This is a genomic window from Pseudonocardia sp. HH130629-09, from assembly GCF_001294645.1.
Lineage (GTDB): Bacteria > Actinomycetota > Actinomycetes > Mycobacteriales > Pseudonocardiaceae > Pseudonocardia.
Genome location: NZ_CP011868.1, coordinates 3102559 through 3122965, shown reverse-complemented (window position 1 = coordinate 3122965; position 20407 = coordinate 3102559). Strand labels below are relative to the sequence as shown.

Here is a 20407-nt window from a genome sequence, read left to right as displayed (position 1 = left end):
CGGCTGACGGGACGTCAGAGGTGGTGCAGCACGACGTCGTCGATCCGGCCGTCGTGCAGGGTCAGCGTCATCCAGGTGTGGGTCGGCATCCGGCGCCGGTCGGTCGGCGACCCCGGGTTCAGCAGGCGCAGCCCGTCGGCGACGGAGTCCCACGGGATGTGCGAGTGCCCGAACACCAGCAGGTCGGTGTCGGGGTGCGCGGCGAGTGCCCGGCGTTCGCGGCCCTGCTTCGGGCCGGTCTCGTGGGTCACCGCGACCCGGACCCCGTCGATCCTCTCCCGGGCCGTCTCCGGCAGCCGGGCGCGCACGTCGTCGCCGTCGTTGTTGCCCCAGCAGGCGAGCAGCCGGGCCGCGCGGCCCGCGACCCGGTCGAGCAGCTCCACCGAGCACCAGTCACCGGCGTGCACCACGACGTCGGCGGCGTCGACGGCGTCCCACACCGGCCCGGGGAGCCCACCGGAGTGGGCGGCCCCGCGGCTCGGGTGGTGGGTGTCGGAGATCAGCAGGAGTGCGGTCAGCGCACGCCCACCAGGTCGCAGACGAAGATCAGGGTCTCGTTCGGGGCGATGACGCCGCCCGCGCCCTGGGCGCCGTAGCCCAGGTGCGGCGGGATCACGAGCCGGCGGCGGCCGCCGACCTTCATCCCGGCGACGCCGTTGTCCCAGCCGGAGATGACCTGCCCGGCGCCGAGCCCGAACTGCAGCGGCTGGCCGCGGTCGTAGGAGTTGTCGAACTCGCGGCCGGTGGACTGCGAGACCCCGACGTAGTGCACGGCGACAGTGTCACCGGGCTTGGCCTCCTGGCCGTCGCCGACGGAGAGGTCCTCGGTCACGAGGTCGGTGGGCAGCGGGCCGTCGACGATCTCGACGGCGGGCTTCTGCGGTGCGGACACGGACGTGCTCCTCACGGACGGGGACGGCCCACGGGGGCGGGCCTGGGGTGTGCGACGACCCTGCCAGAACCCGTCGGCGGGTGCGTCCCGGGCCCGCCCCGTCGTGGCAGGGTGCACACGTGACCGGTGACCGTGACCTCTCCGGCGGAGCTCCCGACGACGGCGTCGTGACCGACTGGCCCCGCTGGCTCGACGTGCTGGAACGGGCCGGGATCCCGGCCTCGTCCAACCTCCGCGCGCCCGCGGAGCCGGGCGCGGTCGCCGACGCCGAGGCCGTGTTCGGCCGGGAGTTCCCGGCCGCGCTGCGGGCGCTCTACGCGCTCGCCGACGGCCAGCTGGCCGACCACCCGTGCGCCCCCGGCCCGCACCCGGAGGTCGCGACGAGCCTGTTCCCCGCGACCTACCGCTTCGTCCCGCTGGCCGAGGCGACCCGGGAGTACCGCGTCTGGGTCGACGCCGTCGCGACCGTGGGGAGCGACTTCGTGACCGTGCGCGCGGGCGACCCCGTGCGCGCCCGCTACTGGGACGCGGGCTGGTGGCCGCTGGCCGTCCACGGCGGCGGGAACGCCCTGGTCGTCGACACCGTCCCGGAGCCAGGCGGCACCGTGGGGCAGATCGTCGTCGCCGGGCCGGACGAGGACGAGCGCCGCGTGGTCGGGACGGGGGTGGGGGACAACCTGCGTCGGCTGATCGCCGCCGGACCGCAGGTCGACGACGCGGTCGTCGACCCCGCGGACCGGTCGTACCGCTTCTGGGACGCCGCGCACCTGCGCTGACCCGGTCGGGCTCAGCGGTGCGGGCGGGGGGCGAGCTCCAGGTCGACCCGCCCCGGCCGGTTGGCCTTGCCCACCACGCCCTCGACGAGCCCGTGCTCGGGCGACAGGTGGCACACCGGGTCGGTGGCCGCGGCGTCGCCGGTGAGCTGGAACGCCTGGCAGCGGCACCCGCCCAGGTCGATCTCGCGCCGGTCGCAGGTCCGGCACGGCTCCTGCATCCAGTCCTCGCCGCGGTAGGCGGTGAACAGCGGCGCGGAGGTCCAGATCTCGGCCAGGGCCGTGTCGTGGACCGAGGCCCGCGGCAGCGGCAGGGTCTGCGCCGCCGGGCAGGGCAGCGCGTCGCCGTTCGGGGCGACGGTGAGCTGGCGCTGCGCCCAGCCCCCCATGCACGGCTTGGGATGGCGGGCGTAGTAGTCGGGCAGCACGTGCACGACCTCCATCGACCCGGCCAGCCGCGCCCGGGCGGCGGAGACGACCTCCTCGGCCCGGTCGAGCTGCGCAGCCGTCGGCAGCAGCGACGACCGGTTGCGCCACGCCCAGCCGTAGTACTGGGTGTTGGCGAGCTCCACCCGGTCGGCGCCGAGGCGCTCCACGAGGTCGACGATCGCGCCGACCCGGTCGATGTTGCCGCGGTGCAGGACCACGTTGACCGTGAGCGGCCAGCCCAGCTCGCGCACCAGCGCGCAGGCCTCCAGCTTCCGCTCGAACGACCGGATCCCGGCGATCCGGTCGGAGGTGGCGGGCTCGTCGGCCTGCACGCTGACCTGCACGTGGTCCAGGCCCGCCGCGCGCAGCGCCTCGGCCCGCGAGCGGGACAGGCCCATCGCGCTGGTCACCAGGTTGGTGTACATGCCCAGCTCGGCGGCGGTGCGGACCAGCTCGGGCAGGTCCCGGCGCAGCAGCGGCTCCCCGCCGGACAGGTGGCACTGCAGCACGCCCATGGCCGCGGCCTCACCGAACACGCGCTGCCAGTCGGCGGTGGACAGCTCGTCGTCGTAGCGGGACAGCTCGATCGGGTTCGAGCAGTAGGCGCACGCCAGCGGGCAGCGGTAGGTGAGCTCGGCGAGCAGCCCGAACGGGCGCGGGGCGCTCATCCGAGCGCCACCAGGTTCCGGTCGACGAGCCGGGCCAGGTAGTCCCGCACCTGCTCCCCGACGACCAGCTCGTCGGCCTCGTCGAAGTCCGCGACCAGCGCGGCGACGATGTCGTCGACGGTGCGCTCGCCGTCGCACAGGCGCAGCACCGCGTGCCCGGTCCGGTTCAGCACGACGACGGTCTCCGGCCCGAGCAGCACCCAGCCGTCGGTCGGGCGGTCCGGGCGCATCCGCACGTGCCGGCCCAGCCGGGGCCGGGAGCCCCCGGTCACCGTGGCCGCGCGGGCGGCCCGCTCGCCGCGCCGCGGTGCCGGCATCCGCGCCGCACCGGCGGCCGTCGACCCGTCACGCGTAGGCATGGTCGATCGCATCCATGATCGCCCACAGCACGTCGCACTTGAACGACAGCGCGGCCTCGGCGGCGTCCTGCTCGGCGGGCGTGCGGCAGTGCGCGACGACGACCTCCAGCGCGTGCTCGGAGTCCCGCGGGGCCTGGACCAGGCGGTTGCGGAAGTACTGCAGCCCGTCCGGGTCGATCCAGGTGTAGTACTTCTCGAACGCCGCCAGCCGCTCGGCCATCAGGTCCGGGGCGAACAGCTCGGTCAGCGACGACGCGACCGCCTCGACCCACGGCCTCGTGCGGGCGAAGCCGACGTAGGCGTCGACGGCGAACCGCACCCCGGGCCGGACGTGCCGGTGGTCGAGGATCTCCGACCGGCTCAGCCCGCACGCCTCGCCGAGCCGCAGCCACGCCTCGATCCCCCCCCTGTCCGGAGTCCCCGCTGCCCGGTTCCCGGCCGTCGTGGACTCCATCATGATCAGTGATCCGGCGGATCCACCGCCGACGGACCCCGACGTCGGGGCAGTTCGACAGGATCGCCGCGTCCTTGACCGGGATGGCCTCCTGGTAGGCGAACCGGTTCGCGACCCATCCGCGGATCTGGTCGGGGGTCAGGGTGCCGTCGTTCATGCGGACGTGGAACGGGTGCGCCGAGTGGTACTGCGCGGCGTGCGCCCGCAGGCGTCGCACCAGCGCGGTGTCCGGAGTGGTCATGTCAGACCTCCAGTTCCAGTCCGTCGAACCCGACGACGACCCCGGCGGCGGTGACCGCGGCGCGTTCGGCGGAGTCCTCCAGCAGGACGGGGTTGGTGTTGTTGACGTGCACGTAGACGATCCGGGGCACACCGAGGGCGGTGAGCACCTCCAGGCTGCCACCACGGCCGCCGATGTGCAGGTGTCCCATGTCGTGCGCGGTCTTCGCGGCCAGCCCGAGCCGCACCAGCTCGTCGTCTTGCCAGGTCGTGCCGTCGACGAGCAGCAGGTCCGCGCCGTCGATCTCGTCCTGCACCGCGGGGGTCAGCTCCTGGACGCCGGGCAGGTACACGGCGTACCGGCCGGACGCGGTGTCGGTGAACCGGTACCCGACGACGCGCCCGGTCAGGCCCTCGGCGGTACCGATGCCCGCTTCGCCTGCGCTGCGCGGGGACGCGAACCGGTCGTGCTTGCCCGTCGGTGCCTCGAACGCGCGGTAGGCCAGGCCGCCGAGGTCGTGGTCCGCGCCGGGGACGACCTCGGTCCAGGTCACCGGGCAGAACCGCTCCAGGGTGGACAGCAGCCCGGAGCCCGCACGCAGGGTGCGCTCGGTCGCCGCGGCCCTCGCGCAGCAGCACCAGCCCGAGGGTGTGGTCGATCTCGGCGTCGGTGAGCAGCACCCCCTGCAGCGGCGTCGTCCGGTCGCCGGTGGGGTGCAGCGCGGGCGCGTCGGCGAGCTGGGTGCGGATGTCGGGGGAGGCGTTGACCAGCCACCACCGCCTGCCGTCGGGGGAGACGGCGATCGAGGACTGGGTGCGCGAAGTCGCCGGCCGCGAGCCGTCGCGCACCGCCCGGCAGCCCGGACAGCCGCAGTTCCACTGCGGGAACCCGCCACCCGCCGCCGAGCCGAGGACCCGGATCCTCATGGCACCCCCTTGTTCCACGGCGACGGCCGGGGGCGCGCCGTTCGCGCACCCCCGGCCGTCGGCCACCTCACGCCTCGGTACGGGCGATGTACATCGTCACCTCGGGCGCGCAGCCGATCTCCTCGAACTCCGGCGCCTCCCACTCGGTGGTCGACTCCATGCGATCACCTCCCTCCTCACGACAGCCGGGTTCCCGGGAACGGCGGATCCTACTGCTCGGGCAGCGCGAAGCAGAACAACGCGTCACCCGCGGCCGCACCGAGCAGACCCGGCAGGAACCCCTCGACCCAGCCGCCCCACCCGGTCGGCACGGCGACGAACTGCCTGCCGTCGACCTCGAAGGTGGTCGGGCTGGAGTGGTGTCCGCTCCCGCACTGGAACGACCAGAGCTTCTCCCCGGCCGAGGCATCGAGCGCGACGAACTCACCGGTCGGGGTGCCCTGGAAGACCAGGCCGCCCGCGGTGGTCAGCGTCGAGGCGCACATCGGGTACTCGTTGTTCCAGCGCCACTTCTCCTCGCCGGTGAGCGGGTCGATGGCGGCGACGAACCCGTAGAAGTCCTCGATGTCGACGGCGACGCCGGCGCCCCAGTAGGGGATGGACTCCTTGAACTCGCGGCGGCGCCGGGTGGCGGTCGCCCCGACCTCTTGGACGGGCACGTACATCAACCCGGTCTGCCGGTTGTAGGACATGTGCGTCCATTCCTTGCCGCCCGCCGGGCCCGGCCAGAAGTGCACCGGGACGCCCTCCTCGTCGGGGTAGATCTTCGGCGTCACCGCGCCGTCCGGCGTGATCTCGCCCCAGGTGATCCGGTCGACGAACGGGAACACGCGCACGAGCTCGCCGTTGGTCCGGTCGAGCACGAAGAAGTAGCCGTTCTCGTCCGCGTGGGCGAGCAGCTTGCGCCCGTCCGGTGCGTCGAACAGGACGTTCTCCATCGTGGAGTCGTAGTCCCACAGGTCGTGCGGGGTGAACTGGTGGTGCCACCGGATCTCGCCGGTGTTGACGTCCACCGCGATCGTCGAGTCGGTGTAGAGGTTGTCGCCCGGCCGGACGCCGCCGTCGAAGTCCGGCGCGGGGTCCTGGAACAGCAGCTCCAGCTCCGGGTCGTAGGTGGGTGTCACCCAGCAGTTCCCGCCGCCGCGCTGCCAGGCCTCGCCGTCGTCGGGCCAGGTCTCCGAGCCGGGCTCGCCCGGCTTCGGGACGGTGTAGCAGCGCCAGCGCCGCTCACCGGTGTGCGCGTCGAACGCGTCGAGGTGTCCGCGGACCCCGAACTCCCCGCCGGCGCTCCCGACGATGACCAGATCCTTGACGACCAGCGGCGCGACCGAGCCGCTCTCGCCGGCGCGGACGTCACCGTTGACGGTGTCCCACACGACCTTCCCGATCGTCGCGTCGAGCGCGACGATGTGCGCGTTGAGGGTGTACAGGTAGACCTTGTCGTGCCCGACGGCGAGACCGCGGTTGACGTTGCCGCAGCACAGGGACACGTCGTAGGGCGAGGCGTGCTTGTACCGCCACAGCTCCTCGCCGGTCCTCGCGTCGATCGCCCAGGCGCGGCCGTCCGGGCCGGAGACGTACATGACGCCCTCGACGACGATCGGTGACGCCTCGAACGAGTAGGTCGACGCACCGGACTGCATGCCGACGGCCCCGGCCTGGAAGACCCAGGCGGGGGACAACCGGCGGACGGAGTCCTTGTCGATCTGGTCGAGCTCGCTGTAGCGCTGGCCGTCGTAGGTGCCGTAGTAGGTCAGCCAGTTCTGCGGCTCGGAGCGCGCGCCGCGGATGCGGTCGTAGTCCACGGTGGAAGTGGCCGGGGCCTCGCCCCGGACGTTGGTGAGCTGCACGTGCGGGATCGCTTCGCCCGCGTCGACGTAGTCGGTCATCTCGGGATCCTTCCTACGGTCGCGGCTGCGGGGGACGGTCGAGCTTGGCGTGGTCGGGTACCTCGCCCCCGATGACGATCGAGCCGGTGAGACCGCGGCCCTCGTCGTTGCCGCTCGCGGAGCCGTAGTAGTACGTTCCCGGCCCGTCGAGGTTGATCTTCGCGGTGCCCTTGGAGTGGTTCACCAGCCAGATGAACTTCGGGTCACCGTTGCTGGGCAGCACCGCGCAGTGGGTGTTCTTGTCGTCGTTGATCAGGGTCAGCTCGATGTCACCGCCGTGCGGGAGGATGAGGATCCCGGGCTCGTAGCAGATCTCGTCCTCGGGGATCCGGATCGTCGCCCGGAGGACGCCGTCGGGTCCCTCCTCGGCGTACCCGATGGTCCCGCTGCCGAGCAGCCGGCCGAGCGCCAGCCGGTTCTGCCCGCCGAGACCCGCGGCCTCCAGCTGTTCGGCGCGTTCGTTGTCGGTGGTCGTCATTGACACTTTCCTCCCGAGCGCAATTCGTCGGTGGGTACGTGATCACTTTCACACTGTGCGGTGGTAAGCGTCAACCCTGCGCGCGCACCCGATTCCGCGCCGACGATCATGAATGCTCGGGTCGATGTGCGAAACGATCTCCCGCAACGGCCGGTGCTCGGAGCGGACGATCTTCCAGCAGGTCAGATCCGCCTGCGTGGTGTCGAACCCACGACTAGACGACGATTCTCCCGGGCCTCCGGAGTATTTGCCCGAGCCGTGCGAGGGGAATTCCGAGAACAGTGGTGAATCGCGGGCGGCGGCTCCGGGAATCGCGGTCGCCAGAGGTCGGCGACATCGGTGCAGTGCACGCACCCTCGCGGGGGCGAGGTGTCCGTCCCCGTCGTGACGTGCGACGTCGCACCCCGGGCGGCGCCACGGGCTCCGGTGTGGACACCTGCGCGCCTCGCCCGCGGAACCGTCAGCGTCCATTCCGCGCAGGTCGGGCCGCAGGCCCGGATATATGAAACACATGTTTCTCGAAGGGGGTGTCACCAGAACTTGATGCCCGCCGCCTTGAGGCGACGGCGGTGCTGCTTCACCGCGAGCGCGATCGCGTCGGGTGTGATGAGCACGCCCCAGACCTTCGCCGCGGTCTCGCCCTGCTCGAGCAGCGCGTCGGCCTCCTCGCCGCCCAGCTCGGCGCTCTGCACGACCCGCGAGCCGAAGCCGATGTGCCAGCGCTCGTCGCGCAGGACCAGCTCGGTCCCGCGGCGCACGCCCGGCAGCGGGACGGACAGCCGGTCCAGGGCCTGGAGCATCGCGTGCTGGCCGGCCAGCAGCACCACGCCCTCGATGACCATGTGGTAGAGCCCGACCGCCCCGGTCAGCCCGGTGTGGTCGTCGGCGAGCCGGCGGGCGGTCGACGGCAGCCGGTGCTCGAACAGGTCGACGAGCTCCGAGCTCACCTCGGGTCGCAGCAGGTCCAGCCGGTCGGCCGGGGTGCCGCCGGGGACCCCCAGCACCTGCGCGGCGACCAGGTCGAAGAACCGGGCGTGCCGCGCCTCGTCACGGGCCTGGGCGCGGAACGCGGCCTGCATGGTGTCGTCGAGCGCCGCGGCCTGGTACGAGCCGAGCTGCCCGGCCACCGAGGCCTCGGCGACGGCGAACCCGGCGACCAGCCGGCGCACGGTCGCCGCCTCGTCCGGCGCGAGCCGGGTCCACGCGTCGCGGTCCGGGCCCAGGTCGAGGTCGGTCTCGTCCCACTGCAGCGACTCGGCCAGCTGGACGAAGTGGTCGTATCCGGCGATCATGACCATGGTCTCGGTGTCCTCACCCCGGGAACCGTTCTCCCGGCTCCAACGGGCGGAAGTCCGACTTGACGGCGCCGCAGATCGGGCACATCCAGTCGTCGGGGATGTCCTCGAAGGGGGTGCCCGGCTCGACGCCGCCGTCCGGGTCGCCCTCCTCCGGGTCGTAGACGAAGCCGCACGGCTCGCAGATCCACAGGGACCGCGTGGCCCGGCCGGACATCGTCATGCTGCTCCCCACGGCGTCGTCGCTCACGCCCGCCAGCCGCCCGTGACCGCGCCCGGCGGAGGTGATCCCTGAGGCCCAGGGAGCCACAGTGTGAGCGGGGTCGCAAGCGGGCCCGGGGCCCTCCCGTGGGGACCGGCGACGGCCGCGCATCCGGTCGTGGCCGGACACGCAGCGCTCTCACCTGCGACGACGCGGTGCCCGGAGATCAGGTCCGGCCGGCGCCGGAGATCGTCGGAATCGGTGAAACACGTGTTCGCGCTCAGGCGCCGAGCGCGTCCCGGAGGAACTCGACCTGCAGGAGCAGCAGGTTCTCGGCGACGACCTCCTGCGGCGTCATGTGGGTGACCCCGGACAGCGGCAGCACCTGGTGCGCGCGGCCGGCCGCGAGCAGCGCCGATGACAGCCGCAGGGTGTGTGCGGCGACGACGTTGTCGTCGGCGAGACCGTGCACGACCATCAGCGGGCGGTGCGGCCGCTCCGGGGTCGGCGGCGTCGCGGCGTCGTCGATGATCGACGAGCGGGTGTACGGCTCGCCGCCCGGCATCCCGAGGTAGCGCTCGGTGTAGTGGGTGTCGTAGAGCGTCCAGTCGGTGACCGGGGCGCCGGCGATGCCGGCGTGGAAGACGTCGGGCCGCCGCAGCACCGCGAGTGCGGACAGGTACCCGCCGAACGACCAGCCGCGGATCCCGACCCGGCCCAGGTCGAGGTCGGGGTAGGCCGCCGCGGCGGCGTGCAGCGCCGCGACCTGGTCCTCCAGCACCGGGCCCGCCAGGTCGCCGTGGATCGCGCGCTCGAACTCGGGGCCGCGCCCGGGGGAGCCACGACCGTCGGTGACCAGCACGGCGAAGCCCTGCTCGGCGAACCAACGGCTGGTCAGGTGCGCGTTGCGGGCCTGCAGTACCCGCTGGGAGTGCGGGCCGCCGTAGGGGTCGAGCAGCACCGGCAGCGGAGTGCCCGGCACGTGGCCCGACGGCAGGAACACCGCGGTGCGCAGCTCCCGCTCACCGAAGGAGTGCAGCACCGGGGCCGGGTCGAACCCGGGGTCGACGGCGTGCCCGGCGACCGGGTGCCCCGCCCCGCCGGCGGTGACGAGCACCGCGTGCGGCGCCGTCGCGAGGTCCTGGGAGACGCGGACGGTGGTGCCCCCCGCTGCGGCGACGGCGTGCACCCCGGTCGTCGGCGTCACCGCGACCGGCTCGGACCCCGGGGTCACCGAGTAGACGGCCACCGAGGTCGGCTCCGTCGAGGCCCGGAACAGGACGGTCTCGCCGTCGATGCCGACGACCCCACGCACCTGCAGCTCCGGGCCGGTCAGGTACGTGTCGCCGACGACGAGCCGACGCGCCCCGCCGGAGTCCTCGGTCCGCACCAGCGCCCCGGACGCGGTGCGCGCCGGGACACCCGGAACGTTCTCCACCCACACCGGGTCGGTCTGGGAGTGCAGCGTCGTGGTCCGACCGGTCGCGGGGTCGACGGCCAGGGTGCGGACCTCCCGCTGGTCGCGCGGCTGGACCGACAGCAGCGGCCCGTGGGTGTCCCATTCCGCGGTGGCGAGGTACTCGTAGGTCTCGTCGTCCCAGGTCACGGTGGTGCGGGTGCCGTCCAGCGCGACGACGACCAGCCCCACGCGGGCGTTCGGGGTGCCGGCGGCGGGGTAGCGGACCGTGGTCGGGACGCGGTCGGGGTGCGCCGGGTCGGCGATGTGCCAGCGGGCGACCGGGGACTCGTCCACCCGGGCGACGAGCAGCGCGTCGCCGTCGGGGGACCACCAGAACCCGCGGTGGCGGTCCATCTCCTCGGCCGCGGCGAAGTCGGGCAGACCCCAGGAGACGTCGTCGCCGTCGGGGGTGAGCAGGGCGGTCGTCGTGCCGGTCGTGAGGTCGTGCAGGTGCATCGCGCGGTCGGCGACGAAGGCGACCCGGGCGCCGTTCGGGTCGATCCGCGGGTCCACCACGGCCTCGATCCCGCCGACGTCGAGTGGCCGCACGTCCGGCTCCCCGGTCAGGGCGACGGTGAACGGCCGCCCGGACAGCGCGAACACGGCCCGGGTGACCGCGGCGTCGGTGGTGTACCCGACGACGCCGCCCGCCTGCTCACGGACCCGCTCGCGGCGGGCCCGCTCGGCGGCGGGCAGGTCCTCCTCGCCCGGCAGCCCGGGCACCGACGCCGGGTCCACGAGGAGCCGCTCGGCACCCGTCGCGGCGTCGGCCGACCACAGGCAGGTGACCGGGTCGGTGCCGGACCGGCTGCGCAGGAACACCGCCCGCGACCCGTCCGGGGCGACCGTGAACCCGCGGGGGACCCCGAGGGTGAAGCGGCGGGTGCGGGCGTGCAGGCGGGGGAACGAGTCGGCCACGGAGCCGACGCTATCTCCCCGGCGTCACCGCGTGCTGGACGGCCGCTTCCCGGACACGCGCCCGCCGGCCTCCTCGCAGCCGCGTGCGGCGAGCCGGTCGGCACGCTCGTTCTCCGGGTGCCCCGCGTGCCCCTTCACCCAGAACCAGGTGACGTCGTGGCGGCGGACGGCGGCGTCGAGCTCGCGCCACAGGTCGTCGTTCTTGACCGGCTCGCCGGCCACGGTCCGCCAGCCGCGGGCCTGCCAGCGCGGCAGCCACTGAGCCTTTTTCAACCTGACCAGCGAGCTTCTGCGTCAGGAGATCGCGAAGGTTGCAGCGCAACTGCTCTGACCACAGCTGCACAGGTCACCGGCTCGCTAGCTCGGCGTCTGCACCCACACAACCAGGCCCCTGAGCTGCCGGAACGGCAGGTTGAAAAAGGCTCACTGGGTGATGCCGTTGCGCACGTAGGTGCTGTCGGTGTGCAGGTGGACGACGCTGCGCCGGGTCAGCACGTCCAGCGCGCGGATCGGGGCCGTGAGCTCCATCCGGTTGTTCGTCGTGCGCTCCGGCTCGCCGCCGTACAGATCACGCTCGTGGCTGCCGTACCGCAGCACCGCGCCCCACCCGCCCGGCCCCGGGTTCGGGACACAGGCACCGTCGGTGAAGATCTCGACGACAACGGGCGGGTCGGCGGCGCTCACGGCCGGTGACGGTAGCGGGCGGGTCAGTAGAGCCGGTACGCCGCCCGGGCCGCGACGAACCCGGCGCCGGTGCGGGCGTCGCGGCACTCGACGCCGGTCCGCGAGCTGACGCAGGTGACGTCGCCCTCGGTGAGGTGGGTGCCGTAGTCGAGCACCGCCGCGGCGGACGTGACGGGTGCCCCTCCACACTCGGTGCGGGCACCCGCCGGTCCGCCGGTGACCAGCGCGGCGTCCGGACAGTCACCCGCCGACCAGGTGCGGGCGGTGACGTCGCAGCGGACGGCGCCGTCCCCGGCGCCGCCGGTGATCCGGCAGGAGATGTTGCCGGTCGGGGAGGTGAACGACGCCGGCGACCCGAACGCGGCCGGGTCGGCCGCGGTGGTGCCCGCGACCAGCTCCGCCGGGGCCGCCACCGGTGCGGGACCGGAGCCGGCGCCCTGCGGCGCGCCGGGATCGCCGGTGCGCCCGGAGCCGACGTAGGCGGCGACGACCACGGCCGCTGCCAGCACGAGCGTCGCGGCCACCGCGATCGCCGCGGTCCGGTGCCCGACGGCGGCGCGCAGCCCGCCGTCGGGCAGCCGGGCCGCGGACAGCCGGTCGCGCAGGGCGTCCCACCGTCCGGCCGGGGTCCCGGACGCAGCGTGGCCGGGCGGGTACACGACCGGCACGGGCGCGGCGGCGCGCGACCCGGCCTGGACCGGGCCGCTCTGAACTGGGCCGCTCTGGACCGGGCCGCCCTGGAGCGGCACCGCCCAGGGCGCGGTCGGGAACGGGGCGCGGCCGGGCCCCGGAACCGGACCTGCGGTCCACGGAGCCTGCGCGCCCACGGCCGGCCCGGTCCGCTGCGCCGGGACCCCGCCCACCGGCCGCTCCTCGGCCGGGACGGCGGGCCAGGGCAGCGGCGGGGTCCGCGGGCCCGGCCGGTTCCGGGCGTCGACCGGTCCGGTCAGCTCGGTCGGCTCCGGCGCGGGTTCCCGCTGCGTCCCGGCACGGTCCCCGGTCCAGCCCCCGGCGCGCGGGGCGGGGACGGGACCGGGTGTGCCCGGCCCGGTCGTGGGTGCGGCGGTACCGGGGGCCGGGAGGCCGTCGGCGGGCGCGGCGCCGGTCAGCAGCGTCGTCGGATGCCCGTTGCGGCGGCCGTCCGGGCGCGCGGGGGTGCGGTCGTCGGCGTGGGGAGCGCTCATCGGTCCGGGACGCTAAGCGGGCCGACCATCCCCGGACAGCGGCCGTTCGGGGCAGTCACGGCGGCCGGTCGCCTCGTCTCGGTGACCGTCCGTGCACGGCCACCGTGGGTCGTGCTGCTCCCGGCGGTCCTGCCGGACGCCGCCCGTCCTGTACCGGTCACCGCACGACGGCGTTGCAATGTGCAATGGTGAGCAAGGCCAACGACGGTGAGGGGGCAGCGATGACGGAGGCCCGGCCCGGGACGGCCACGAGCGGACCCGCGGCGGTGCTGGAGTCGCTGCCGCTGTCGGGATGGCACCGACGGCTCGTCGTCCTGGTGGGGATCGGGTCGTTCTTCGACCTGTACGAGGTGTTCCTCGGTGGCGTGCTGGCCCCGATCCTGGCCCGCGAGTGGGCACTCGGCTCGGCCGGCAAGGCGGCGGTGGTGTCGTCGGGCTTCCTCGGGATGTTCGTCGGCGCGGTCCTGCTGTCGATCGCGGCCGACCGGTTCGGCAGGCGCACCGTGTTCCTGCTGAACCTGCTCACCTACTCGCTGTTCTCCGTGGCGGCGGCGTTCTCGCCGAACCTGGAGACCTTCCTCGTCCTGCGCTTCCTCGCGGGCCTCGGGCTGGGCGCCGAGCTGGTGCTCGTCGACACCTACCTGGCCGAGTTCCTGCCCCGGCGGGTACGCGGCCGCTGGACGGCGTGGGCGTACACCGTCGGCTTCCTCGGGGTGCCGGTGGCCGCGCTGCTCGGCGGCCGGCTCGTCGCGGCGCAGTCCATCGCGGGCGTCGACGGCTGGCGCTGGCTGCTCGTCGCCGGGGGGCTGGGCGCGTTCTTCGTACTGGTGCTGCGCCGCGTGCTGCCCGAGTCCCCGCGCTGGCTGGTCGCCCACGGGCGGCGCGAGGAGGCCGCCGCCGTCGCGGCGGACGTGGCCCGGCGGGCCGGCGCCCCGGTCGAGGGGGAGGTGTCCACGGCCGACTCGGGGGAGCCGCGGGCCGGCTCGACCGTCGCGGTGCTGCGGATCGCGTTCAGCGGGGTCTACCGCACCCGCACGGTGATGCTCCTGATCTTCCAGGTGCTCCAGACCGTCGCCTACTACGGTTTCGGCACGCTCGCGCCACTGGTCCTGGTGGCCAAGGGCTTCGACATCACCGAGTCCCTCGGCTACGCCGCGCTGAGCTTCGCCGGGTACCCGCTGGGCTCGCTCGCCTCCGTCCCGCTGGTCGAACGGTTCGAACGGAAGTGGCTGATCATCGCCTCGGCGCTGGCGATCGGAGTGCTCGGCATCGTGTTCGCGGCCGGGGCGACCCCCCTGGTGATCGTCGGCTCCGGGTTCGCGCTGACCGGGGTGAGCAACGTGTTCTCCAACGCGTTCCACATCTACCAGGCCGAGATCTTCCCGACGACGATCCGCTCCACCGCGGGCGGGATCGCCTACTCGCTGTCCCGCGCGACGTCGGCGTTCCTCCCGTTCGTCGCCGTCCCGCTGCTGGCCACGGCCGGTCCGGTCGCGGTGTTCGGCGGCGCCGCGGGGCTCATCGTGCTGCTCTGCCTCGACGTCGGCCTGCTCGGCCCGCGCTCCACCGGGCTCGCGCTGGAGGAGCTGGGCTGAGGGGGCATCCTGGCGGCGTGAGCCAGGCCCTGTACGAGATCACCGTCAACGCGCTGCTCGACCGCGACCGCCCGCTCACCCGCGCCGACTGGGACGCCGCCGTCGCCCGGGTGGGCGGGCACCGCGTGCCGCAGCTGCTCGCCGAGCTCACCGATGCCGGGCTGGTCGGCGCGGACCTGCTGCCCGACGCGGTCGCCGCGGCGTGGGCGTCGGCCGACCGGCCTCTGGACCGGCTCCCGGCGGCGCGCTGGCGGGAGCTGTTCGACGACGCCGGGCTGGCCGCACCGGCCGTCACGGATGGGCCGTCGTCCCCTTGAGGATCGTGTCGACGGCGTTGCGCGGCCCGTGCAGCGCCAGCCCGACCAGGTCGAGCTCCTCGGCCCGGGCCGCCGCGACCTCCGCACGGTCGTCGTGGTCGTTGCCGGTGCCGAACATCGCGGAGGTGAACACCGCCACCGGCAGTCCGCGGCCGACCGCCCGGGCCCGGCAGGTCGCGAGCGTCGTCGCGTCCCCGGCGCGCACGAGCTCCGGCAGACCGAGGGTCGGCAGGTAGGCGGTGCCGTCGGCGTCGGTGTAGGGCTCGCCGATCAGCTCGGGGACACCCGCGGCGACCCCGGCGGCGAGGAAGGCGGTCACGTTCGCGACCTGCCAGCCGAGCAGGTCGTCACGCAGCACGACGGCGATCTTGGTGGCGGGGCGATCGGAGGAGGCGGGGAGCAGGGCGGTGTCGGTCACGCCGTCGATCCTCGGGCGGCAGGACCCCTGCACTCTCGTACGTTCCGCACATGTCCGGAACCGGTTCGCGGGCGGCGGGCGAGGCCGTAACCGCCTGGCGGCCGCAGCGCGTGCCGGGAATCACGGAGGTGCTGCACGCGCGCTTCGTCCGGCACCGGTACCCGCTGCACGCGCACTCCACGTGGACGGTCCTGATCGTCGACGACGGCGCCGTGCGCTACGACCTGGACCGGCGACCGCACGGGACCGAGGAGGCCCCGGTGACGCTGCTGCCGCCGCTGGTCGCGCACGACGGACGCGCGGCGGGCGGCTCCGGTTTCCGCAAACGGGTCCTCTACCTCGACCCCGCCGCCCCCGACCCGGGCGTGTCCGGGACGGACGGGCTGGTCGGCCCCGCGGTCGACCGGCCGGGGGGTGGCCGACCCCCTCCTGCGCCGCGGGCTCGACGAGATGCACCGCGCGCTGGCGGTGCCGGGGAGGAGCTGCACGCCGAGAGCCGCCTCGCGCTCGTCGCCGAACGTCTCGCCCGGCACCTGGACCCGACCGCCGGGCCCGCCTCGGCGCCGCCGACGGACCTGGCCGGCCGGCTGCGGGACCTGCTCGACTCCCGGCTCGTCGACGGTGTGACCCTCGCCGAGGCCGGGCGCCTGCTGCACTCCCACCCCGGCCACCTGGTCCGCACCTTCTCGCGCCGCTTCGGGCTTCCGCCGCACCGCTACCTCGACGCCCGCCGCGTCGAGCGGGCGCGGTCACTGCTGCTGGACGGGACGCCGCCGGCCGCGGCCGCCGCGGCGGTGGGGTTCCACGACCAGGCCCACCTGCACCGCCGGTTCGTGCGGCTGGTCGGCGTCACGCCCGGCCGCTACGCCCGCAGCGGCCCGGCGTGACGCCGAGGGTCACCAGCCCCGTGACCGCCACTCGGGGATGCTCGGCCGCTCCGCCCCGAGCGTCGAGTCGTCACCGTGGCCCGGGTAGAACCAGGTGTCGTCGTCGAGCCGGTCGAACACCCGCTCCTCGAGGTCACTGATCAGCTGCGCGTTGTCCTCCGCCGACCAGGTCTTGCCCGGACCGCCAGGGAACAGGCTGTCCCCGGTGAACAGGTGCGGCCGGTCCTCCCCGCGGTAGAGCAGCGCCACCGAGCCCGGCGTGTGCCCGCGCAGGTGGATGACCTCCAGCTCGATCTCACCGAAGGCGATCGTGTCGCCGTGCTCGACGAACTCGTCCATCGGGGCGGGGAGCTCCGGGGCGTCCAGCGGGTGGGCGATCAGCCGCGGCTCGAACATGCCCGCGATCGCGCCCAGCGCCTGCCAGTGGTCGGCGTGGCGGTGGGTGGTGACCAGGTGGCGCAGGTCCGGGCGCTCGTCCGCGGCGCCGATGAGGTCGGCAATGCGGGTCGGCTCGGCCGCCGCGTCGATCAGCAGCGCCTCGTTGCTCTGCTTGCACACGAGCAGGTAGGCGTTGTTGTCCATCTCGCCGACCGAGATCTTGCTGATGCTCAGCCGCTCCAGGTCGCGGCGGATGGCCGCGCCGCCCGGCTCGGTGTGACCGGTGTAGTTCTCCAGGACGTCCACGAGCGGGAGGGTAGCGGCCCGTCCCGACATCCCGCGGTGGGGAGAACCCGCCGGTCGCACGCACGGGGCCGCTGACGGATCGAACAGGCGTGCGAGTACCGTGCGCGGTGGACCGACCGGCGCGTACCGAGGTGCATCCACCGCGCCGGACCACCGCCGGGCCCCGCTCACCGGGTTCTTGTCGGGGGTCGCACCTAGCATCGACGGCGGACGAGGGGACGAACCTCACCGGCCACGGGCGCCCGGTCCGGGAATGTCCGTCAGCCCGCGGGCGTCACAACCGGGTCCGACCCGGACGGCACCGCCACCCCAGGAGGCGCGCAACGTGAGCGACCACAGCACCGACCGCCGCGACGCCGGCACCGCCCTGTCCCCGGGCGCGTCGCCGGTTCCGGAGGGGCCGAAGCTGGTCGTGCGCGGCGCGCGCGAGCACAACCTGCAGGGCATCGACATCGACCTGCCCCGCGACAGCATGATCGTCTTCACCGGGCTGTCCGGGTCCGGCAAGTCCAGCCTCGCGTTCGACACCATCTTCGCCGAGGGGCAGCGGCGCTACGTCGAGTCCCTCTCGGCGTACGCGCGCCAGTTCCTCGGGCAGATGGACAAGCCCGACGTGGACTTCATCGAGGGACTGTCCCCGGCGGTCTCGATCGACCAGAAGTCGACCAACCGCAACCCGCGCTCGACGGTCGGCACGATCACCGAGATCCACGACTACCTACGGCTGCTCTACGCGCGCGCCGGCATCCCGCACTGCCCGACCTGCGGCGAGCGGATCGAGAAGCAGACCCCGCAGCAGATCGTCGACCAGGTGCTGGAGATGGAGCAGGGCAGCCGCTTCCAGGTGCTCGCGCCGGTCGTGCGGACCCGCAAGGGCGAGTTCGTCGACCTGTTCGGGAACCTGCAGGCCCAGGGCTACTCGCGCGTCCTCGTCGACGGCACGGTCCACCCGCTGTCGGACCCGCCGAAGCTGAAGAAGCAGGAGAAGCACGACATCGCCGTCGTCGTCGACCGGCTCTCGGTGAAGGCGACGGCCAAGCAGCGCCTCACCGACTCGGTGGAGACCGCGCTGCGGCTGGCCGACGGCCTGGTCGTGCTGGACTTCGTGGACCTGCCCGACGACGACCCGCAGCGCGAGCGCCGCTTCTCCGAGAAGATGGCCTGCCCGAACGGGCACACCCTCGCCGTCGACGACCTCGAGCCCCGCACCTTCTCCTTCAACTCGCCCTACGGCGCCTGCCCGGCCTGCTCCGGCATCGGCATCAAGAAGGAGGTCGACCCGGAGCTGGTCGTCCCCGACCCGGACCTGTCCCTCGGCGACGGCGCCATCGCGCCATGGTCGTCCGGGCACAACGCGGAGTACTTCGGCCGGCTGCTGTCCGGTCTGGCCACCGCGGTCGGGTTCCGGATGGACACCCCCTGGCGCAAGCTCCCTGCGGCCGCGCAGAAGGCGGTCCTGCACGGCAGCGACGACCAGGTCCACGTGCGCTACCGCAACTGCTACGGTCGCGAGCGCTCGTACTACGCCAACTTCGAGGGCGTGATGCCGTTCCTCGAGCGTCGCCTGGAGCAGACCGAGTCCGAGTCGCAGCGGGAGCGCTACGAGGGCTACATGCGCGACATCCCCTGCCCGGCGTGCAACGGCGCCCGGCTGCGTCCCGAGGTGCTGTCGGTGACCCTGCCGCACCGCGACCTGGGGGAGCGGTCGATCGCGCAGGTGTCGAACATGTCGGTGGCCGAGTGCTCACAGTTCCTGAACGGCATGGTGCTCGACGACCGGCAGGCGATGATCGCCGGTGCGGTGCTCAAGGAGGTGCAGGCCCGGCTGGGCTTCCTGCTCGACGTCGGGCTGGACTACCTGTCGCTGGACCGTGCCGCGGGCACGCTGTCCGGTGGCGAGGCGCAGCGCATCCGGCTGGCCACCCAGATCGGCTCCGGTCTGGTCGGGGTCCTCTACGTGCTCGACGAGCCGTCGATCGGGCTGCACCAGCGCGACAACCGGCGGCTGATCGACACGTTGACCCGGCTCAAGGAGCTGGGGAACACGCTGATCGTCGTCGAGCACGACGAGGACACCATCCGCGCCTCGGACTGGGCGGTGGACATCGGCCCCGGCGCAGGCGAGCACGGCGGCCGCGTCGTGCACTCGGGCACCATCGCCGACCTGGAGTCGCACGACACCTCGCTGACCGGCGCCTACCTGTCCGGGCGCAAGTCGATCCCGCTGCCCGAGCGGCGGGTGCTCGACCACGACCGCAGGCTGACCATCGTCGGCGCGCGGGAGCACAACCTGCGCGGCATCGACGTCGACATCCCGCTCGGCGGCCTGGTGTCGATCACCGGGGTCTCCGGGTCCGGCAAGTCGACGCTGATCAACGACATCCTCGCCACGGTGCTGGCGAACCGGCTCAACGGCGCCCGCCAGGTCCCCGGCAGACACACCCGGATCAACGGCGTCGACGAGCTCGACAAGCTCGTCCGGGTCGACCAGTCGCCGATCGGGCGGACCCCGCGGTCCAACCCGGCGACCTACACCGGCGTGTGGGACAAGGTCCGCAAGCTGTTCGCCGCGACCACCGAGGCGAAGGTCCGCGGCTATGCCGAGGGCCGCTTCTCCTTCAACGTCAAGGGTGGCCGCTGCGAGGCGTGCACCGGCGACGGCACGATCAAGATCGAGATGAACTTCCTGCCGGACGTCTACGTGCCGTGCGAGGTCTGCAAGGGCGCCCGGTACAACCGGGAGACCCTGGAGGTCCACTACAAGGGCAAGACCGTCGCCGACGTCCTCGACATGCCGATCGAGGAGGCCGCCGAGTTCTTCGAGCCGATCACCTCGATCGCCCGCTACCTGCGGACCCTGGTCGACGTCGGCCTCGGCTACGTCCGGCTCGGGCAGCCTGCGCCGACGCTGTCCGGCGGTGAGGCCCAGCGGGTCAAGCTCGCCAGCGAGCTGCAGAAGCGCAGCAACGGCCGCACCGTCTACATCCTCGACGAGCCGACCACCGGCCTACACTTCGAGGACATCCGCAAGCTCCTCGCCGTCATCCAGGGGCTGGCGGACAAGGGCAACACGGTGATCGTGATCGAGCACAACCTCGACGTCATCAAGACCTCGGACTGGGTCATCGACATGGGCCCGGAGGGCGGCTCGGGCGGTGGCACCGTGGTGGCGCAGGGGACACCGGAGCAGATCGCGGCGCACCCCGACAGCCACACCGGCCGGTTCCTGCGTGACCTGGTCACCCCGGACCACACCCCGGTCACACCGGCCCGGCGGCGGGCCGCGTCGTCGAAGGGCAACGGAAGCGGCACGGGGACCGCGGGCGCGGGCCGGTCGACGACCGCACGGCGCAGTCGGGCCAAGGCGGCCAGCGCAGGCTGAGCCCCGTCCCGCCCCGGGTCGGATCCGCGCAGGTCCCGGCCCGACCCCGCGTTCCCGGCGCACCGGCGGCCTGTTACCCTCGGGAATGCGACCACCCGGGATCGCGTTGTCACGTGTGTTCCGGGCGTCAAGTGGAGCCCCACTCCCACCCGCGCCGTGATTGTGACGGTGTCCGGGTCCATGGTCCGGCTTCACGGCAGAATTCCGCCGCGGGCCGATCAACGGGTCTTCGCTTGTCGTCGCCGGCGCAGCAGGTAGTAGCGACACAGCGAGTCACTCAGGAGACCCCATCAG

The 20407-nt window shown here is 73.6% G+C and carries 18 protein-coding genes and 5 pseudogenes; 5 read left to right on the top strand and 18 right to left on the bottom strand.

Annotated elements, in window-relative coordinates:
• Positions 1 to 14: 14 nt before the first annotated feature.
• The gene (locus XF36_RS14315; RefSeq protein WP_060712370.1) at positions 15 to 518 is read right to left on the bottom strand and encodes a metallophosphoesterase family protein; all 504 of its coding nucleotides are present in this window, start codon (positions 516 to 518) and stop codon (positions 15 to 17) included.
• Positions 515 to 892, bottom strand: coding sequence for an FKBP-type peptidyl-prolyl cis-trans isomerase (locus XF36_RS14310; RefSeq protein WP_020626759.1), 378 nt, complete (start codon positions 890 to 892; stop codon positions 515 to 517). Before XF36_RS14310 ends, XF36_RS14315 begins: the two co-directional genes overlap by 4 nt.
• Positions 893 to 1011: 119 nt before the next feature.
• On the opposite strand from XF36_RS14310, the gene XF36_RS14305 reads away from it, so the two are divergent.
• The gene (locus XF36_RS14305) at positions 1012 to 1668 is read left to right on the top strand and encodes an SMI1/KNR4 family protein (protein WP_168169519.1); all 657 of its coding nucleotides are present in this window, start codon (positions 1012 to 1014) and stop codon (positions 1666 to 1668) included.
• A gap of 11 nt (positions 1669 to 1679) precedes the next feature.
• Here the strand turns inward: XF36_RS14305 and pqqE are convergent, their stop codons facing one another.
• The 14 genes and pseudogenes from pqqE to XF36_RS14245 all read right to left on the bottom strand — a co-directional run bounded on the left by pqqE (position 1680) and on the right by XF36_RS14245 (position 12830).
• Positions 1680 to 2762: a pyrroloquinoline quinone biosynthesis protein PqqE gene (pqqE, locus tag XF36_RS14300; protein WP_060712368.1), complete on the bottom strand. Its 1083-nt coding sequence runs from the start codon at positions 2760 to 2762 to the stop codon at positions 1680 to 1682.
• Positions 2759 to 3121 (bottom strand): pyrroloquinoline quinone biosynthesis peptide chaperone PqqD, encoded by a 363-nt coding sequence (gene pqqD / locus XF36_RS14295; RefSeq protein ID WP_238588880.1) that lies wholly within the window; start codon positions 3119 to 3121, stop codon positions 2759 to 2761. The genes pqqE and pqqD overlap by 4 nt, the downstream gene beginning before the upstream one ends.
• Positions 3108 to 3575, bottom strand: coding sequence for a hypothetical protein (locus XF36_RS14290; RefSeq protein ID WP_414706192.1), 468 nt, complete (start codon positions 3573 to 3575; stop codon positions 3108 to 3110). Before XF36_RS14290 ends, pqqD begins: the two co-directional genes overlap by 14 nt.
• 55 nt (positions 3576 to 3630) lie before the next feature.
• Positions 3631 to 3732 (bottom strand): annotated as a pseudogene (locus tag XF36_RS35630) (pyrroloquinoline quinone biosynthesis protein C); the annotation flags it as partial.
• A gap of 85 nt (positions 3733 to 3817) precedes the next feature.
• Positions 3818 to 4721, bottom strand: a pseudogene (gene pqqB / locus XF36_RS14285) (pyrroloquinoline quinone biosynthesis protein PqqB).
• Between the two features lie 67 nt (positions 4722 to 4788).
• Positions 4789 to 4881, bottom strand: coding sequence for a pyrroloquinoline quinone precursor peptide PqqA (gene pqqA / locus XF36_RS14280; RefSeq protein WP_060712366.1), 93 nt, complete (start codon positions 4879 to 4881; stop codon positions 4789 to 4791).
• 49 nt (positions 4882 to 4930) lie between these two features.
• On the bottom strand, positions 4931 to 6610 hold the full coding sequence (locus XF36_RS14275) for a PQQ-dependent dehydrogenase, methanol/ethanol family (RefSeq protein ID WP_060712365.1): 1680 nt from the start codon (positions 6608 to 6610) through the stop codon (positions 4931 to 4933).
• A gap of 13 nt (positions 6611 to 6623) precedes the next feature.
• Complete coding sequence (locus tag XF36_RS14270) at positions 6624 to 7088, bottom strand: MSMEG_3727 family PQQ-associated protein (RefSeq protein ID WP_060712364.1); 465 nt, start codon at positions 7086 to 7088, stop codon at positions 6624 to 6626.
• Between the two features lie 530 nt (positions 7089 to 7618).
• On the bottom strand, positions 7619 to 8386 hold the full coding sequence (locus XF36_RS14265; protein WP_060712363.1) for a ribonucleotide-diphosphate reductase subunit beta: 768 nt from the start codon (positions 8384 to 8386) through the stop codon (positions 7619 to 7621).
• A gap of 13 nt (positions 8387 to 8399) precedes the next feature.
• Positions 8400 to 8633, bottom strand: coding sequence for a rubredoxin (locus tag XF36_RS14260; RefSeq protein ID WP_238588879.1), 234 nt, complete (start codon positions 8631 to 8633; stop codon positions 8400 to 8402).
• A 232-nt stretch (positions 8634 to 8865) separates the two neighbouring features.
• Complete coding sequence (locus tag XF36_RS14255; RefSeq protein WP_060712362.1) at positions 8866 to 10962, bottom strand: DPP IV N-terminal domain-containing protein; 2097 nt, start codon at positions 10960 to 10962, stop codon at positions 8866 to 8868.
• Positions 10963 to 10986: 24 nt separating this feature from the next.
• A pseudogene (locus tag XF36_RS29525) lies at positions 10987 to 11223 on the bottom strand (RNase H family protein); the annotation flags it as partial.
• Positions 11224 to 11388: 165 nt separating this feature from the next.
• Positions 11389 to 11646 (bottom strand): annotated as a pseudogene (locus XF36_RS29520) (RNase H family protein); the annotation flags it as partial.
• Positions 11647 to 11669: 23 nt separating this feature from the next.
• Positions 11670 to 12830, bottom strand: a complete 1161-nt coding sequence (locus tag XF36_RS14245) for a hypothetical protein (RefSeq protein WP_060712361.1) — start codon at positions 12828 to 12830, stop codon at positions 11670 to 11672.
• Positions 12831 to 13051: 221 nt separating this feature from the next.
• Between XF36_RS14245 and XF36_RS14240 the strand changes: the two genes are divergently transcribed.
• A complete protein-coding gene (locus tag XF36_RS14240) occupies positions 13052 to 14425 on the top strand; it encodes an MFS transporter (RefSeq protein ID WP_064485607.1) in 1374 nt (457 codons plus the stop codon).
• Positions 14426 to 14442: 17 nt separating this feature from the next.
• On the top strand, positions 14443 to 14742 hold the full coding sequence (locus XF36_RS14235) for a hypothetical protein (RefSeq protein ID WP_060712359.1): 300 nt from the start codon (positions 14443 to 14445) through the stop codon (positions 14740 to 14742).
• On the opposite strand, the gene XF36_RS14230 is transcribed toward XF36_RS14235, so the two are convergent.
• On the bottom strand, positions 14717 to 15160 hold the full coding sequence (locus tag XF36_RS14230; RefSeq protein ID WP_082375418.1) for a DUF2000 domain-containing protein: 444 nt from the start codon (positions 15158 to 15160) through the stop codon (positions 14717 to 14719). The two genes, XF36_RS14235 and XF36_RS14230, sit on opposite strands and share 26 nt — an antisense overlap.
• A gap of 50 nt (positions 15161 to 15210) precedes the next feature.
• Here XF36_RS14230 and XF36_RS14225 point away from each other — a divergent pair.
• Positions 15211 to 16047 (top strand): annotated as a pseudogene (locus XF36_RS14225) (helix-turn-helix domain-containing protein).
• Positions 16048 to 16056: 9 nt separating this feature from the next.
• Here XF36_RS14225 and XF36_RS14220 read toward each other — a convergent pair.
• Positions 16057 to 16731, bottom strand: a complete 675-nt coding sequence (locus tag XF36_RS14220) for an MBL fold metallo-hydrolase (protein WP_060712357.1) — start codon at positions 16729 to 16731, stop codon at positions 16057 to 16059.
• A 367-nt stretch (positions 16732 to 17098) separates the two neighbouring features.
• Between XF36_RS14220 and uvrA the strand changes: the two genes are divergently transcribed.
• On the top strand, positions 17099 to 20113 hold the full coding sequence (gene uvrA / locus XF36_RS14215) for an excinuclease ABC subunit UvrA (RefSeq protein ID WP_060714693.1): 3015 nt from the start codon (positions 17099 to 17101) through the stop codon (positions 20111 to 20113).
• Positions 20114 to 20407 lie beyond the last annotated feature (294 nt).